Source organism: Pontibacter silvestris, assembly GCF_020907275.1.
Taxonomy (GTDB): domain Bacteria; phylum Bacteroidota; class Bacteroidia; order Cytophagales; family Hymenobacteraceae; genus Pontibacter; species Pontibacter silvestris.
The window spans coordinates 50,836-66,077 of sequence record NZ_JAJJWI010000009.1 but is presented as its reverse complement, the minus strand read 5'-3'; the positions used below and the strand labels follow the sequence as shown (position 1 = coordinate 66,077).

The following is a 15,242-nucleotide window of genomic DNA, read 5'->3' as shown; positions in this document are numbered from 1 at the left end:
CTCCGGCAAGGAGGATTCTTTGTTTTATTAAGCCTTATTCATGAAAAAGCTTGTTTTGGTATTCATACTCTTGCCCTTGTACCTGATAACCTTATGCACATTGGCTCAAACTTCCCCTAAAGAAATTCTTCGGCAGAAAGTCGAAAAGCAACTAAGTAGCATTGTAGAAGCTTCACCGGCCGTTACCGGGCTTGTGACTATTGACCTTATAAGCGGTGAAAGATTTGCTTTTAACGCCGATGTGGTTTTCCCTCAGGCTAGTGCCATCAAAATTCCTATTCTGATGGAAGTTTACAAGCAGGCGCATCAGGGCAAGTTTAAGCTATCTGATGTTAGGGGCATTAAGCAGGAGAATATAGTTGGAGGTACAGGCATCATAAAAGATTTGGCGGACCCGGCACCTTTCAGCATAAGGAATTTAAGTATATTGATGATCGCCTTAAGCGACAACACTGCGACAAATTCATTGCTTGACCTTGTTGGGCTATCTAATGTTAATGCCTCTTTACAGTTACTGGGGCTGGAGCAAACTCGTGTACAGCGAAAGATGATTAATGCAGCGGCTTCAGGTAGAGGTGATGAGAATATCTCAACTCCTGCTGAGGCTGCCCGAATTCTACAGATGCTGTACAAAGGAGAATTTGTAGACAAAACTATATCAGACGAAATTTTAAGAATACTACAAAAGACGAACCGCAACGATAGTCGTTTGGCGGCAGGCATTCCAGAGCATGTTCCGATTGCCTTTAAGCCTGGTGTACTGAACGGTGTTTCAACAGAGTGGGCTGTTGTTCTACTGCCGGAGCGCCCCTATGCTGTAGCCATCATGGAGAATTATAAAGTAAGAGGTAAAGCAGAAGGTGTAATGGAAGAGGCATCAGCAGTATTGTACCAGTATTTTTGGCGGTTAGGTAATGCTACCCGCTATGGCACCTATATAGATCCTGCCTTGATAAGATAGCATTTAAAGTTACTGTTGGAGGCTCTGGTAAAGTTTTATCAGTAATCAAAAGTAAAATGTGTATTGCTCACTCAAATAAAAAGTGCTGATTATGAGAAACTACCTATTAGTTTTAATCTTGATTTTTCCTGCCTTTTTTTGTTCTGCTGTAGGTGTTAGCAAGCAAGGCAGCCCATTAACCGGAAAAACAATTTGTGTAGATGCAGGACATGGCGGCACTGCTCAGACAGATAGCTATCGCGTAGGACCTGCTGGAGAAAGAGAAGAATGGATAAACCTGCGGGTAGCTCTCTTGTTACAGAAAATGCTGGAGAAGAAAGGCGCAAAGGTTTTAATGACCCGCGTGGCAGATGATAATGTTCCGTTCGATGAGCGGGTTGCCTTAGCTACTGACAATAGAGCAGATGTGTTTGTGTCTATTCATCATAATGCTACAGCTGACCCTACGGTAAATTTTCCTATTATCTACCTTCATGGCAGCGCTACAGAGAATGCAGCCAGTGTAGCTTTGGGTAAACAATTGGCTAAGTCTCTCACAAAACATTTATATCAAAATAAAACACCTGTAAGCCTGGTTTCAGATCATACTATTTTCCCAACAGCGGGAGCCAAAGTGCTGCGCGATACCTATGGCATTCCGGGAGTAATTGCAGAAGCCTCTTTCTTTACAAACCCAGCAGAGGAGACACGGTTGCAGCAAAACAAACATAACAGGCAGGAAGCGTTGGCCTATGCTACAGCGTTGGAGGCCTTTTTCAGAAAGCCTCATGCTCCCGTTGTAGTCAAAGGTTCAAAGATAAATATTCCACCTTTCAAAGCCTTTCAGGAAGCTGAACGCATGAATGAAACAGCACTTCGCTGGCATCAGGATTTTATGGAAGCAAAGGCGCTTATGGAGCATAAGGATACTGCTTCAATGCATAAAGCCTATGAATTATTTACACAGTCTGCCTGCTCTTTCCCCGACTCATATGTAGCTGCACAATGCCACCAGAACAGGGCTGCATTGCTGGTAAGCTTAGGTAAAGCAAACGAGGCAAAGCAAGAGAAACTGCGGGCGGAAGAATATTATGTAGAACTCTCACATTAATATAAAGCTGCCCTCCTGTGAAACAACCAACTGAACAGAAGAAAAACATGAACCTTAACTCCAGACTCTCAAAGAATATACTTTTTGTAGCTCATTTCTTAGGACTTTTACTTCTTGGAGCCTGTGCTTCTCCAACTTTCCGGACTTTCCATAAACCAATTGTTTTTGACGCAGAAAGGAAAAAGCTTTCGCTGGAATATATGGAGAACAGGCACAATATACAGCAGGACTCTCCTTATATAAAACCTAAAATGATTGTGCTGCACTGGACAGCAATACCGACTTTTGAGCAAACATTCGATGCTTTCAATTCTCCTGTTCTACCTGGAGCGCGTAGCGGAATTGCCTCAGCAAGTAATTTAAATGTTTCTTCTCAGTATTTAATTGATCGCGATGGTGCTATTTTTCAGCTACTTCCTGATACAGCGTTTGCCCGCCATGTAATTGGTCTGAACTATTGTGCTATTGGAGTTGAAAATGTCGGAAGTGAAAAAGAGCCCCTTACAAAAGCACAGCTAAAAGCCAATGAAGCCTTGGTGAGGTACCTTGCCCATCGGTACGATATTGAGTACCTGATTGGGCACTATGAGTACAAAAACTTTAGAAACCATGCCCTGTGGCGCGAAACGAACCCAGATTACCTGACAGAAAAAATTGACCCTGGCGTGTCTTTTATGAGAAAAATAAGGAGCAGAGTGAAAGACTTGAATTTAAAAGGTGCGCCACAAAGTTAATTTTATTTAAGCTAATGGATCCATAAGAATAGCAATATCAGCTTGTGCTAGTACTGTTTCCAATATTCAAATTATGCCTGCAAACACAAGTATTCCTAAGCTAAAATCTTTTAAATTGCAATCTATCTACTTCATATATAACTCCTTAATTGCCTTGAAAAAACAAGTTTTTGTACCTTTCGTCTTACTGCTGCTGTTCGTGCTTGGAGCAAGCGAGCTGCTTGCTCAGAATAGTCGTGCTAAATTCCGAAAGCCAGCCACCTCAGCATTTAATCCAGAAAAAGATCCTCCCTTTCTGAATGCAAAGCAGCAGTGGGTAGACTCGGTGTTCAACACTCTAACACCAGAAGAAAGAATAGCCCAACTAATTATGATACCAGTGTACTCGAACAGAGATCAGGCACATATTGATTCTATTAGTAACCTGATAAAGACTTACAAGGTTGGTGGCGTAATCTTTTTTCAGGGAGGGCCGGTAAGGCAGGCGAAAATGACCAACCGCTACCAGCGCGAAAGCAGAGTGCCGTTGATGGTGTCTATTGATGGAGAATGGGGTTTGTCTATGCGATTGGACAGCACCACTCGCTTCCCTTATCAGATGTCGATGGGAGGTGTAGAAGATGAGAAGCTTATTTATGATATGGGAGCCGAGATAGCCCGCCAGTGCCGCCGTATGGGCATCAATATAAATTTTGCACCTACCGTAGATATCAACAACAATGCTAATAATCCTGTTATTGGTTTTCGCTCTTTCGGGGAAGACAAGTATAATGTAGCACGTAAGTCCATTGCTTATATGAAGGGGATGCAGGACCAGCATGTGTTGGCAAGCGCAAAACACTTTCCTGGCCACGGCGATACCAACGTAGACTCCCATGTGGGGCTGCCGGTAATTAATTTTTCCCGCATCCGTTTAGACTCCACTGAGCTATACCCTTTCCGCCAGCTGATGGCCAATGGCCTCGGTAGTGTAATGGTTGCTCACATGAATATTCCGGTGCTGGATAATACGCCGAATCTTGCTTCTACACTTTCCAAATCTATTGTAAGCGATTTGCTAAAGGAGGAGTTAGGCTTTAAAGGCTTGGTGTTTACAGATGCGCTGAACATGCAGGGAGTGGCTAAGTTTTATGCACCAGGCATTGTGGATGTAAAAGCTTTGCTGGCAGGCAATGATGTGCTCCTGAATACGATGGATGTGAAAACGACTATAGAAGAAGTAAAGAAAGCCATCAAAAGTAAAGAAATTACGCAGGACGAAGTAGATGCCCGTTGCCGTAAGGTACTGGCGGCTAAACAGTGGATGGGGCTTGATGAATGGAAGCCAATCGAAACGGCTCACCTTATAGAAGATTTAAACAATCCGCATGCAGTATACTTGAACCGCCAGTTAACAGAGTCGTCTCTTACGCTGTTGCGCAACAAGCAGAACATTTTACCCATCCGGACGCTGGATACGCTAAAAGTTGCCGCCTTAGCCATTGGTACTACAAAAGAGACTGATTTCCAGCGTAGCTTAGCAAAGTACATTAAAGTTGATACTTTTTTTCTTTCTCCTAATAGCTCTATTGCAGAATTGCAGCAGATGAAAGAGCAACTACAAAGTTATAATTTGGTTATTGCCGGGGTGCATAAACTACAACTTAAGGCCGGAGCCAGCAACTTTGGGGTTACAGCAGAAATGAACCTGTTTCTGAAAGACCTGATCCGCTCTAAGCCTACCATTGTAAGCGTATTTGGGAATGTGTACAGCTTAGCAAAGTTCGAAGGTATTGATAAAGCGAATGCTGTGCTGGCTGCTTACCAGGAAAATGAGACAGCACAGGACATAGCTGCTCAGATTATATTCGGTGGTTTAGGAGCCAAGGGCAAGCTTCCTGTCACTGTTTCAAACGCTTTTCGAATTGGTGATGGCCTGGTAACACAAGGTGACTTACGACTTGCGTACTCAGCTCCGGAAGCTGTTGGTTTGAATACAAAAGACTTAGCCGGTATAGATTCGCTTGTAGCACAAGCCATAAAAGAGAAGGCTACGCCAGGCGCACAGGTGTTGGTAGCTAAAAATGGAAAAGTTATTTACTACAAATCATTTGGCTATCATACCTACGATAATCAGCGGCCTGTGCAGAATACAGACCTTTACGATTTGGCTTCTGTAACCAAAGTTAGTACTTCCTTAGCTGCCTTTATGAAACTGAAAGGAGAAGGCCGCTTTGATGTAGACAAAACCTTAGGTGATTATCTGCCTATGATGCAGGGAACAAACAAAGAAAGCCTGCGTTACCGCGACATTCTAACACACCAGGCCCGCCTGCAGGCATGGATTCCTTTTTGGAAAGAGACAGTGAAGAAGAATGGTAAATTCAAATGGTTTACGTTTAAGGCTGATTCTTCCAGGCGCTTCCCTATCAAGGTGGCTGATAACTTGTATATCCATCGGAAATATGCTAAGAAAATATATAAGGAGATAGCAGCGTCTCCGCTAAACGAAAAAGGTGGCTACGTATACAGTGATCTTTCTTTTATTCTGGCCCCTCTTGTAGTCAAGAATATCACTGGGCAGGATTTTGAGTCTTATCTGAAGGAAAATATTTATAAACCTATAGGGGCTACTACCTTAACGTTTAACCCTTACAAGTACTACCCGGCCTCCCAAATTGTGCCTACGGAGTATGATCAGGAGTTTCGGAAGCAGTTGCTGCATGGCACTGTTCACGATGAGGGAGCAGCCATGTTGGGTGGTATAAGTGGCCATGCCGGCCTGTTCGGCAATGCGAATGACCTGGCTAAGCTAATGCAACTATACCTTAACGATGGCACCTACGCCCAGCAAACATATATTGGAGGTAACACTGTAAGCGAGTTTAGTAAGTGCCAGTTTTGTGAGCAGGGCAACTACAGAGCCCTTGGCTTTGACCGGTCTTCCAGGCCAGGTGCAGAGAACAGTAATGCGGCAAAAAGCGCTCCGGTAGAAAGTTTTGGACATTCAGGCTTTACAGGCACTTACACCTGGATAGATCCTGTAAACGATATTGTATATGTGTTTCTTTCTAACCGTGTAAATCCAACCCGCGAAAACAACAAGCTCAGTAAACTTAACATCCGTACAAAAGCGCTGCAGGTGGTATATGATGCTATGGAAAAAGCGAAGAAGTCAGATACAGTTTCAGTAAAACAGTAATATTGAAAGTCCGTCCCAAGTAACCGGGACGGACTTCTTTTTTAGAAGGTCATTCAGAAGTAAAAGCTTAATTAACAGAAGAACTGACGGTAGTTGTATTAGTCTTTTCAGGTTTAATGGATTATTCTCTATGAACAAGCTCATTACAGTACAGGGAACTGCAGTTACTGGGCTGCTAAAAGCGAAAACGTCAGAAAGATATCAGGCACTAGATGTGCTCAGAGGACTGACAATTGCTTTGATGGTTGTGGTGAACACCCCTGGCAGTTGGGATAATATCTATGCTCCCTTCCGGCATGCGGCCTGGCATGGCTTTACCCTTACAGATCTGGTATTCCCGTCTTTTCTTTTTGTAGTTGGCAATGCCATGAGCTTTAGCATGCGAAAATTTAATGCACAGCCGGATAGCCTGTTCCTGAAAAAAGTTTTTAAAAGAACGGCTCTTATATTCCTGATAGGTTTGTTCCTTAACTTGTTTCCCTTCGTTATCCGCACAGATGAAGGCCAGGTTATACTGAAAGACTTTACTGCTGTGCGTGTAATGGGAGTGCTGCAGCGGATTGCACTTTGCTATTTTATTGCCTCTTTGGCTGTTCGCTACTTAAAGTCTGCAGGCGCACTTATTTTTAGTTTTGTTACTTTGCTTGCTTACTGGGCAATTCTGTACTTCTTTGGAGACTCTCAGGCGCCTTACAGCCTGACAGGTAATGCAGCTCTTAAGTTTGATCGTTGGCTATTACCGGAACAAAATTTATACAAAGGCTTTGGAATACCCTTTGACCCGGAAGGACTGTTGAGTACTTTACCTGCTGTTGTAAACGTGATAGCCGGTTACTTTGCCGGGATGTTCATCCAGAAAAACGGAAGTGGGCTAGGTACATTCTCAAAGCTTAATGCAATAGGTGCTGTTTTAATTGTCGCTGCTTTTGTGTGGGACCTATACTTTCCAATCAATAAACCGCTCTGGACAAGCTCCTATGTTTTGCATGCTGTGGGACTGAGCCTGATAATATTAGGCACTTTACTGTTCATTATAAAAGTGGCAGGCTTTGTTAGGTGGGCGTACTTTTTTGAAGTGTTTGGGAAAAACCCGCTGTTCATTTTTGCATTGGCTACGCTGCTAATCAAAATACTGGGCTTTGTGCAGATGAATGGCGTCAGTTTGCAAGGGTGGATATATGAGAACCTGTTCCTAAGCTGGTCAGAAGGTAAAATAGCTTCACTGCTGTTTGCGTTAAGCTATATGCTCGTTATGTGGCTGGTAAGCTTCTGGATGGATAAGAGAAAGATATACATTAAAGTGTAAACTTAGAGTTAGAAAATGTTCTGCCGCTCTTGTTCAAATATTACTACCTCTTATTATTGTGGCCAATATAGTTTTACAGCTTTTATAGTAACAGGAGTAAAGCTAATATAGCTGTCATCACTTCATATAAACCATAATAAACATAAAGGAGTTATGCTAAAACGTGGTTCAGGGGCTGTTGTGTTTATATAAATTAAACTATATTTGGAAAGATTACAACTATCAATATAATGCTAAAGGAAGAACGGCAGGCTTTTATTATTAAGCAGATTAATTTGCATAACAAGGTGCTTTCATCAGATCTAAGTACGCAACTTAATGTTTCTGAAGACACAATCAGAAGAGATTTACATGAGTTGGCTGAAGGCGGAAAAATCTTAAAAGTACATGGGGGAGCGTTGTCAAAGTCCTTTCATTATCCTTTCCAGCAAAGTGAGGTATACGCCAAGGAGTCTAAAAAAGAAATTGCGAAGAAAGCCTTACAACTTATCCAGGAAGAGATGGTGCTGTTGGTAGGGGGAGGAACCACTATGATCGAGGTGGCTCGCATGATACCTGAAAGCTTGAAGTGTACCTTTTTTACAGTAAGCCCCTTAGTGGCGCTGGAATTGGCAGAACGTTCTAATATTAACGTAATACTTATTGGAGGACAACTATCTAAGAACTCTCACATAAATATAGGAGCGCAGGTAATTAACCAGCTTTCTGAGATAAGAGTAGATTTGTGCTTTTTAGGTACTAACGGGCTTTCTCTGGCTGATGGGGTAACAGATTCTGACTGGGAGGTTGTGCAGGTGAAGAAAGCAATGATAAAATCTGCCAAAAGAACAGCCATTATGAGTATTGCTGAAAAGCTTAATTCTATTCAGAATATGAGAGTATGCAACCTAAATGCTATTCATTATTTAATCACTGATCTTAAGCCATCTGATCCTGCATTAGCAGAGTATGCAGCATCTGTAACAGTGCTCTAACAAAACGGATCTTTACATCTATCTATACAGGTGTTTGCTTCTTTAGTTAAAGTTCCTTTGGCGCTTAAACAGTCTCCTGAGGCTAACTCATGAAGCTCTATCGCTCATCTTAGTATCTGTAAACTCTATTATGAGGCTAAAGATGTAGAGAAATAAAAATAATCATATCAGATTCCTTAGGTGATAAATTTTAATAAAAGCTTTTAAATCACAATTTAAACTGTTATAATTATATATTGTTAAGCTATCATTTCTATGTTAGAATTGATAAGCTATGGCTCTCTGTTATTTTATTTTTTTGTGATGATTAATTCTAAGAGAAAGCTTCTGGTTCTGACTTTGGTGACAATAATGCTGATACCATACTCTTATGAAAGCAGTGCTAAAGGCTTGTTAGTTAGCGCCCAAACCAAGAGCTCTAATGGCTTCCTGAGTGGCATCTTTAGGAATAAGAACAAAATAGCCAAAAAGAAAAAGAAGAAGAAACCTTATTATAAAACCGCTGCTATGAAGCGTAGAAAGAGCCAATGGAAAAAATATTCTATGGTTCCACGGTAGGGAAACTTTAGCACTTTTGGTTACTGATGTGCGTATAAGCGCATATGACACAGCAAAACACACGCTATACGCGGACTCCTCGCTCAGAAAAGCTTAAATGGGTAGATTATGTGGTGAACCTCATGGATAATCAGTTTAGCTTTCCGGGTACAAAATGGCGTTTTGGTTTAGACCCTATATTGGGGTTATTCCCTGTAGTGGGAGATTTGGCTTCGTTTTCTGTGTCAGCTATGCTTGTTCTGACTATGGCACGACATGGAGCCAGTGGTAAGCTGGTGGCGCTCATGCTGCTCAATATTGCCTTGGACTTTACTATTGGCAGCATTCCTGTTCTTGGGAATATTTTCGACTTTGCCTTCAAAGCAAATGAGCGAAATGTACGTATGCTGCGCCGGCACTACGAGGAAGGTAAATACCAAGGCAGTGGTAAAGGTATTATATTAGGGGCATTAATAGGTATTGCAGTCTTGCTCGTGCTTGTTGTCTGGGCCCTATGGGAGTTGGCAGAATGGGTCTACTATCTCATTGTTAGCTAATAACCTTCCAGCTTGATTTCTTAAAGCCGGCCTAACGAGCTGGCTATCTCCACAGCTTTCAAAGCACTTTCTTCTTTGTCTTTAATCTCAAGCATCATATCCATGTCCAGTCCTTCGGTTTCCGCCAGGAAGTAATGGAACAGATGTTCCTGTATACTCTGCACATGTTTGCCTTTGCGTTCTCCGGGAGCCTGTGAGCTATAGTCCATCATCAGGATTCCATCACGTTCGGCCTTCCAGGTAGAGGCTGCCATTTCTACTGCTTCACGCATCGGCTCTCCGTTGTTAACACACTCATGGTGGAAGTTGTCGAAGATAACAGGCATACCAGTAAGTTCGTTTAAGCGCAGGCAGTCTGACAAAGTATAAGTACGATCGTCATTCTCCACACAGAGGCGGGCCTTTACAGCATCAGGAAGCATGGTGTGATACACTTCGGCAAAGCGATCTATGGCCGAAGCCTTGTCTCCGTATGCGCCTCCCCCGTGTATCTGGAGTTTAGCTGAAGTGTCCAGCCCCATTAAGTCCATCACACTTCCCTGATAGACTAACTCAGCAATGCTGTTTTTTACTGTTTGTTCATTAGGTGAGTTAAGTACCACAAACTGGTCGGGGTGCATGGATATGCGCATGTTATTGCTTTTAATATAATCTCCCAACCGCCTGAAGGTCATCTTAAAATGTTCCTGCCAATTATAAGTATTAACAGGGTGAGAGGCAAAAGGTACCAGATCAGATGTTATCCGAAAAAAGAACATGCCGTTTTTAACATTGTACTCCAGAATACGGCGCAGGCAGGCCAGGTTTTGTTCTACAGTCTGAATCAGGCGCTCCTCATTATAAGAAGCCAGGCGAAAAGTGCGTGATGAACTACAGTCTAAAGCTACATTTATACAGGGGTATCCTATTTTCATGTAAGGTTATGGTTTTGATATATGTCATAACCTACGTAAAAGCAAAATGTTTAGCCGTTGAATGATTCTTTATTGATAGCCCGTGTTATCCTTAAAGAACCGGTTATAATCTTTTTTCTCTTGCTGCTTACGCTTAAGCTCTTCCTCAGCCTTCAGTTCCTGCAGTTTCTTTAGTTCTTTCCCCTCTCTGGAAAGCATATTATAAAGCAAACCGACAGGGCTTGCAATGGTTGGAGCAGGTTCCTCAGGAGGGGGAGGAGGCTCTAAACCCGGAATATAGCCTGGTCTTTTTACCTGGCTTACTTGTTCCCGTTTCATGTTACGGAGGGCACGGTCAATCATTTCCTTAGATGGCCGGCTGGTAACTTCTACTTCACCCAGCATCACGCTATCTTCCTGTAACACAATATTTACACGCACTTCAGATACAGGTAACTGCTTTGGTAGGTACATCAGGGGCTTAAACCCTACGGCACGTACCATTAATGTATCTTGCTGGGAAACATCGATCAGAAATGCCCCATTTTCATCTGTTAAAACTCCAAGGTGGCTGTTAACCCTGGTAATGGTAGCCCCAGGTATAGGTGTTTTTTTATCAGACTGAAACACGGTGCCGCTTATCCTGATATTTTGTTGGGCAAGCACAGGTAGGCCACTCAAAAGCAGCAAAAGTAATGTAAAGTATAAGAGAGGGTGTTTCAGCATGTAAAAATTCAGATGCCGTTATAAAAACAGCGTTTTCCTGGTCCTAATACGCTACCAATAGCCAAAAAGTATGCCAGTGTCAAAATTAATAGTGCTGCTAAAGTACTAAAGTTCTATCAATTATAATACAGAAAAGGCAAAAGCCTACAGATAAGGACTATAGGCTTTTGCTTAACTACTGTTTTTGATAAGAATGGTTGCTGCTTTTACTCAACTGGGGAAACTTCTGAAACATTACTATTCCTTTCTTCAGTATTGGTGGAGTCAGTGTTACTGATACCGCTGCCCATATCATTCTGTGTTGGCTCAGCTGATTGTGCAGATGAAGCAGAATGGTAGGTTTTTAAAAGATCAGCCATCTCTCTGCTAGGGTCATAGTACACATACACCATTCTTGTTGCTACTGCTGCATCAGAACCAAGATTGTCTCTCATGTTGTTGATAACAGTAGGCGTAAAACCGTACATAGTACCTGCATTGGTTTTAAAACCTTTTATTTCTCCTGGTCTGATATCGGCATAAGTCCTGATATGGTTGGGGTTTACATTCTCATCATCGTTAGAGTGTTCTGTTTCATAGCTGTAGCCTTTTGTATCAGTTGAACAAGAGGCAAAAGTAAAAGCGCTTGTAAAGCACAACAAATAAAGTATCTTTTTCATGATCTGGTATATCTAATTACATTATAGTCTGCACATGGTTCAGAGTGTATTACCCCTTACAGTACTGTTGTTTTTACGCGCAGCTATTGCATTAAGTTCGTATAAGCCTTTACAGCTTTGTGCCAGCTAGTGGTATGGCTGGCACAAAGCTGTAAGTTGCCTGCCCTAAGGGAATGTGACAAAAAGAAGCAGTTGCCCTTAGCACATATCCTAAACAACAAGAGCCGGATTTTAAACCGGCTCTTGTTGTTTAGGATGAACTGTTATGCTCTTTTAAGCTCGAAAACAGTAATTTCGGGTAAGAAACCGACCCGGCCCGGATAGCCCAGGAAACCAAGGCCAGTATTAACATACAAGTACTGTTTACCTTTCTGATACAAGCCCGCCCACTGTTTGTACACATACTGCACAGGGCTCCACTTCCAACCAGGAATGTTTACGCCAAATTGCATCCCATGCGTGTGGCCGGAAAGTGTCAGGTCTATGTCCTGAAAGCTTTTGTTTATCTCACCATCCCAATGCGATGGGTCGTGAGACAGTAACGCCTTGAACGGGCTGTTTTCTGTTCCGGCGTAAGCTCTGTTTAAATTGCCATACTTCGGAAAGCCTGCCCGGTTGCCCCAGTTCTCCACTCCCAGTACGGCAATATGCTCTCCGTCTTTTTCTATTAGCCGGTTCTCGTTCATTAATATTTGCCAGCCCATTCTGCTATGCGACTCAATCAGCGTTTTAAGGTTCTGGCGCTTCACCTCAGGGCTTTCCCAACTTACATAATCGCCATAGTCGTGGTTGCCGAGTACAGAAAACACCGCCGTTTTAGCTTTTATTTCCTTTAGTGTATCAATATGCTCTTGCACTTCCACAGCCATGTTATTCACCAGGTCTCCGGTAAAAAACACAAGGTCAGCTTCCTGCTTGTTTATCAGGCTTACTGCCTCTTTTAAGGGGCTGGTAGAGTTAAAGCTACCTGTGTGCAGGTCAGATATCTGCAGCATCTTATAGCCGTCAAAAGCTTTAGGCAGGTTCGGGAAGCGCAATGTAACGCGTTTTACCTGATAGTTATAAGCTCCTCTCACCATACCGTAGATAAAAGCTGAGAAAGGCACTGCGGCCACAAGCAGGCCAAGTTGGCTCAGAAATTTGTTTCTGGATGGATCAAAGGAAGGCTCTTTGCTGGTATTGTTCAGCACTATTTTACCTAACCGGATCGCATCATCTAAAAGTAAGAAAACTGTTACCACTAACTTACAGGCAAAGATGATGAATAAAATACTTGCCAGATAGTTTTTAAGGTTATTAGGTGGCGTGCCGCGCGTTAAAGTAAAAAGTACAATAGTGGCAGCCGTAATAGCAAAAATGGCCCAATACACAATGTATATGCTTCTTTGGGCAGTAGTAGATAAGCTCTGAGTAACGGCCTTCACTGCCTGAAAAACATACATGTCGATCAGGAACAGAAGCAGGATAATTACTCCGTTTGAAATAAATCGTCCCATAATATTATAAGCCTTGCCTCTTGTGTGGCTTTGGCCAGATTAGTTCTAAAAGTTAAAGTAAAACAAAGTAGGATATAAATTATGCTGGTGCTGAACTAATTCAAGGGAAAAAGAATTGCACTAGCATCTATTACTTATCAAATTCTATACCGTTGTGAAAGAGTCTGCCATAGAAGAAGCTATACTGTACCAACCGTCGCTGAACATTAAAACCTGGGCTGAGGAAGATCGCCCTAGGGAGAAGCTTTTATTAAAAGGAAAGGCAGCCCTGAGCGATGCAGAACTAATTGCCATCCTTATTGGGTCTGGCACACCAAAACTGACAGCGGTAGATGTAGCTAAATTAATTTTATCGGCTATTGGCAATGATTTGAATGAACTTGCCAAACTGACAGTAAATGACCTGAAGAGGCACAAGGGTATAGGTGAGGCTAAAGCCATTGCCATAGTAAGTGCCTTGGAATTGGGCCGGCGACGTAAAGAAACAGCTGCCGTAGCCAAAACCCGTATTACATGCTCCACAGATATTTACAATTATATAAAACCTCAATTGCTGGATCTGCCACATGAGGAGTTCTGGATTATATTGTTGAACCGGGCCAATGTGGTAATGAAGAAAGAAAGCATTAGCACAGGTGGTGTGGCAGGCACGGTGGCAGATCCTAAAATCATATTTAAAAAGGCGCTGGAGCAGTTAGCAAGTTCTATTATATTAGTGCACAACCACCCAAGCGGTAACATTAAACCTAGCTCTGCAGACATTGCGCTGACAAAGAAGATGAAAGAGGCTGGTCAGTTTCTGGACCTGCCAGTGCTCGACCATATCATTTTTACCGACAATGATTATTATAGCTTCGCTGATGAGGGCATTCTGTAACCGAAACTACTAACATCAGAAGTTAAAGAATAAGTGCACGTGCCTGTAGGGTAACAGGCACGTGCACCAAAGTAGAAATTTATTCGTTAGAATATACTTAAAGCTTTCGAACTAATTCTCTTTTAGTCTTCTTCCAGTATCTCCTTTACCCGACCTACTTCGCCTGTTTCTAAGCGTACCTTTATGCCATGCGGATGCGTGGAAGAGTTGGTAAGAATATCCTGCACATAGCCTTCTGTCAGGTCGCCTGTGCGTTGGTCTTCTTTCATGACGATATTTACATGCAGGCCTGGTTTTATGTTTGATCGTTTTTTTCCGTCCATTTCTTGTTCTGGTTTTACCTTAGAATTGCTTTATTGATTTAACGTATGAGCAAAGCTGTAAAGGTAAAATTAAAATAAAAGTTGTCTGGCTTTATGGCTGGCATATCATTTATAGCATATTTACTGCGTATTTCGTGCCAGGCAACGCTGCCAAAGCCATAGTTGTAGCCTATGTCAATACCCAGGCTGTATTCCCTTGGCTTAAGATTTTCTTTCTTCCCTAACCGGTACTGAAACCTCGCTCCTAAAGTTACTGCATCAGTAGATGTGCTTTCTAAAATTACTGTATTACTATTTGCAGCAGGATTAGTTAAAAGGTTATTTAGGTCAGGAATTGCATTGGCGTTAGCGTTATACTCAAATTTCATGTCGTAGGTGCGTAATTCGCCTAAGACCGATAAACGGATACGGTTAGTCTTGACGAAGGGATAATATAGTGTGGGGCCAAAGGAAAGTGCTTTGAGTGTAATCCAGGTATCTGGGTTATATAGCTCGCTCTCAAGAGATATGCCTCCGCTTATATCCATCGATATACCAAAACCACTGTTAAATTCTATGTATATACTAAAGTTGTACCAGTTTTGGTCTTCTTCTAAGCTGCCAATTCCCAATTCCTGCAGGCGGTTGTTCATCTCGTTCAGGTTCATAGTGGCAACTCCAAGACCTAACGTAGCACCTAGCTTATTTAAGCGCATCTTATCAGGCTTCTCAATGGAATATTCCTTTGTCTGTGCTTGTAAGGGTATGTAACTCAAACAAAGCAGAGAGCATAGAACCCCAATCGTACATGTCTTCTTCAAAAGGTTATATATTAGTTTAAAATGTAGCTGATGCTTTAACAGACAAGCCTTATATGTCTCTTCTAGCAGGAATGATTGTGTAGTAGAGGTGGTAGGTAACTTGTCTATGTTTTTAAAAGAATTACTTT

15 protein-coding genes are annotated in these 15,242 nt (G+C 42.3%); 9 read left to right on the top strand and 6 right to left on the bottom strand.

The genetic code is table 11. The features are described from left to right. The first annotated feature begins 40 nt into the window (after nt 1-40). The 8 genes from LN995_RS09985 (at nt 41) to LN995_RS09950 (ending at nt 9,340) form a co-directional block, all read left to right on the top strand. Entirely contained in the window at nt 41-961 is a 921-nt protein-coding gene (locus LN995_RS09985; RefSeq protein ID WP_229960853.1) for a serine hydrolase, read from the top strand. Nucleotides 962-1,052: 91 nt separating this feature from the next. Beyond that, entirely contained in the window at nt 1,053-2,051 is a 999-nt protein-coding gene (locus LN995_RS09980) for an N-acetylmuramoyl-L-alanine amidase family protein (RefSeq protein WP_229960852.1), read from the top strand. 17 nt (nt 2,052-2,068) lie between these two features. After that, a complete protein-coding gene (locus LN995_RS09975; protein ID WP_229960850.1) occupies nt 2,069-2,785 on the top strand; it encodes an N-acetylmuramoyl-L-alanine amidase in 717 nt (238 codons plus the stop codon). 154 nt (nt 2,786-2,939) lie between these two features. Then, nucleotides 2,940-5,966 (top strand): glycoside hydrolase family 3 N-terminal domain-containing protein, encoded by a 3,027-nt coding sequence (locus LN995_RS09970; protein ID WP_262910458.1) that lies wholly within the window; start codon nt 2,940-2,942, stop codon nt 5,964-5,966. A gap of 130 nt (nt 5,967-6,096) precedes the next feature. Next, entirely contained in the window at nt 6,097-7,272 is a 1,176-nt protein-coding gene (locus LN995_RS09965; protein ID WP_229960848.1) for an acyltransferase family protein, read from the top strand. Nucleotides 7,273-7,502: 230 nt separating this feature from the next. Next, nucleotides 7,503-8,246: a DeoR/GlpR family DNA-binding transcription regulator gene (locus tag LN995_RS09960; RefSeq protein WP_229960847.1), complete on the top strand. Its 744-nt coding sequence runs from the start codon at nt 7,503-7,505 to the stop codon at nt 8,244-8,246. A gap of 255 nt (nt 8,247-8,501) precedes the next feature. Then, nucleotides 8,502-8,804, top strand: a complete 303-nt coding sequence (locus LN995_RS09955; RefSeq protein WP_229960846.1) for a hypothetical protein — start codon at nt 8,502-8,504, stop codon at nt 8,802-8,804. A 44-nt stretch (nt 8,805-8,848) separates the two neighbouring features. After that, a complete protein-coding gene (locus LN995_RS09950; RefSeq protein ID WP_229960845.1) occupies nt 8,849-9,340 on the top strand; it encodes a DUF4112 domain-containing protein in 492 nt (163 codons plus the stop codon). 20 nt (nt 9,341-9,360) lie between these two features. Here LN995_RS09950 and uvsE read toward each other — a convergent pair whose 3' ends face one another. From uvsE to LN995_RS09930, 4 genes are all read right to left on the bottom strand, one after another. Next, on the bottom strand, nt 9,361-10,254 hold the full coding sequence (gene uvsE, locus LN995_RS09945; protein WP_229960844.1) for a UV DNA damage repair endonuclease UvsE: 894 nt from the start codon (nt 10,252-10,254) through the stop codon (nt 9,361-9,363). 69 nt (nt 10,255-10,323) lie between these two features. Then, on the bottom strand, nt 10,324-10,914 hold the full coding sequence (locus tag LN995_RS09940; protein WP_229960843.1) for a carboxypeptidase-like regulatory domain-containing protein: 591 nt from the start codon (nt 10,912-10,914) through the stop codon (nt 10,324-10,326). A 251-nt stretch (nt 10,915-11,165) separates the two neighbouring features. Then, a complete protein-coding gene (locus LN995_RS09935; RefSeq protein ID WP_229960842.1) occupies nt 11,166-11,618 on the bottom strand; it encodes a hypothetical protein in 453 nt (150 codons plus the stop codon). A gap of 263 nt (nt 11,619-11,881) precedes the next feature. Next, the gene (locus LN995_RS09930; protein ID WP_229960841.1) at nt 11,882-13,114 is read right to left on the bottom strand and encodes a metallophosphoesterase; all 1,233 of its coding nucleotides are present in this window, start codon (nt 13,112-13,114) and stop codon (nt 11,882-11,884) included. Between the two features lie 154 nt (nt 13,115-13,268). On the opposite strand from LN995_RS09930, the gene radC reads away from it, so the two are divergent. Continuing rightward, entirely contained in the window at nt 13,269-13,991 is a 723-nt protein-coding gene (gene radC, locus LN995_RS09925) for a RadC family protein (protein WP_229960839.1), read from the top strand. 122 nt (nt 13,992-14,113) lie between these two features. Here radC and LN995_RS09920 read toward each other — a convergent pair whose 3' ends face one another. Together LN995_RS09920 and LN995_RS09915 are read right to left on the bottom strand one after the other, a co-directional pair. Continuing rightward, nucleotides 14,114-14,314, bottom strand: coding sequence for a YwbE family protein (locus tag LN995_RS09920; protein ID WP_229960837.1), 201 nt, complete (start codon nt 14,312-14,314; stop codon nt 14,114-14,116). Nucleotides 14,315-14,352: 38 nt separating this feature from the next. Next, the gene (locus tag LN995_RS09915; protein ID WP_229960835.1) at nt 14,353-15,069 is read right to left on the bottom strand and encodes a hypothetical protein; all 717 of its coding nucleotides are present in this window, start codon (nt 15,067-15,069) and stop codon (nt 14,353-14,355) included. Between the last annotated feature and the right edge of the window lie 173 nt (nt 15,070-15,242).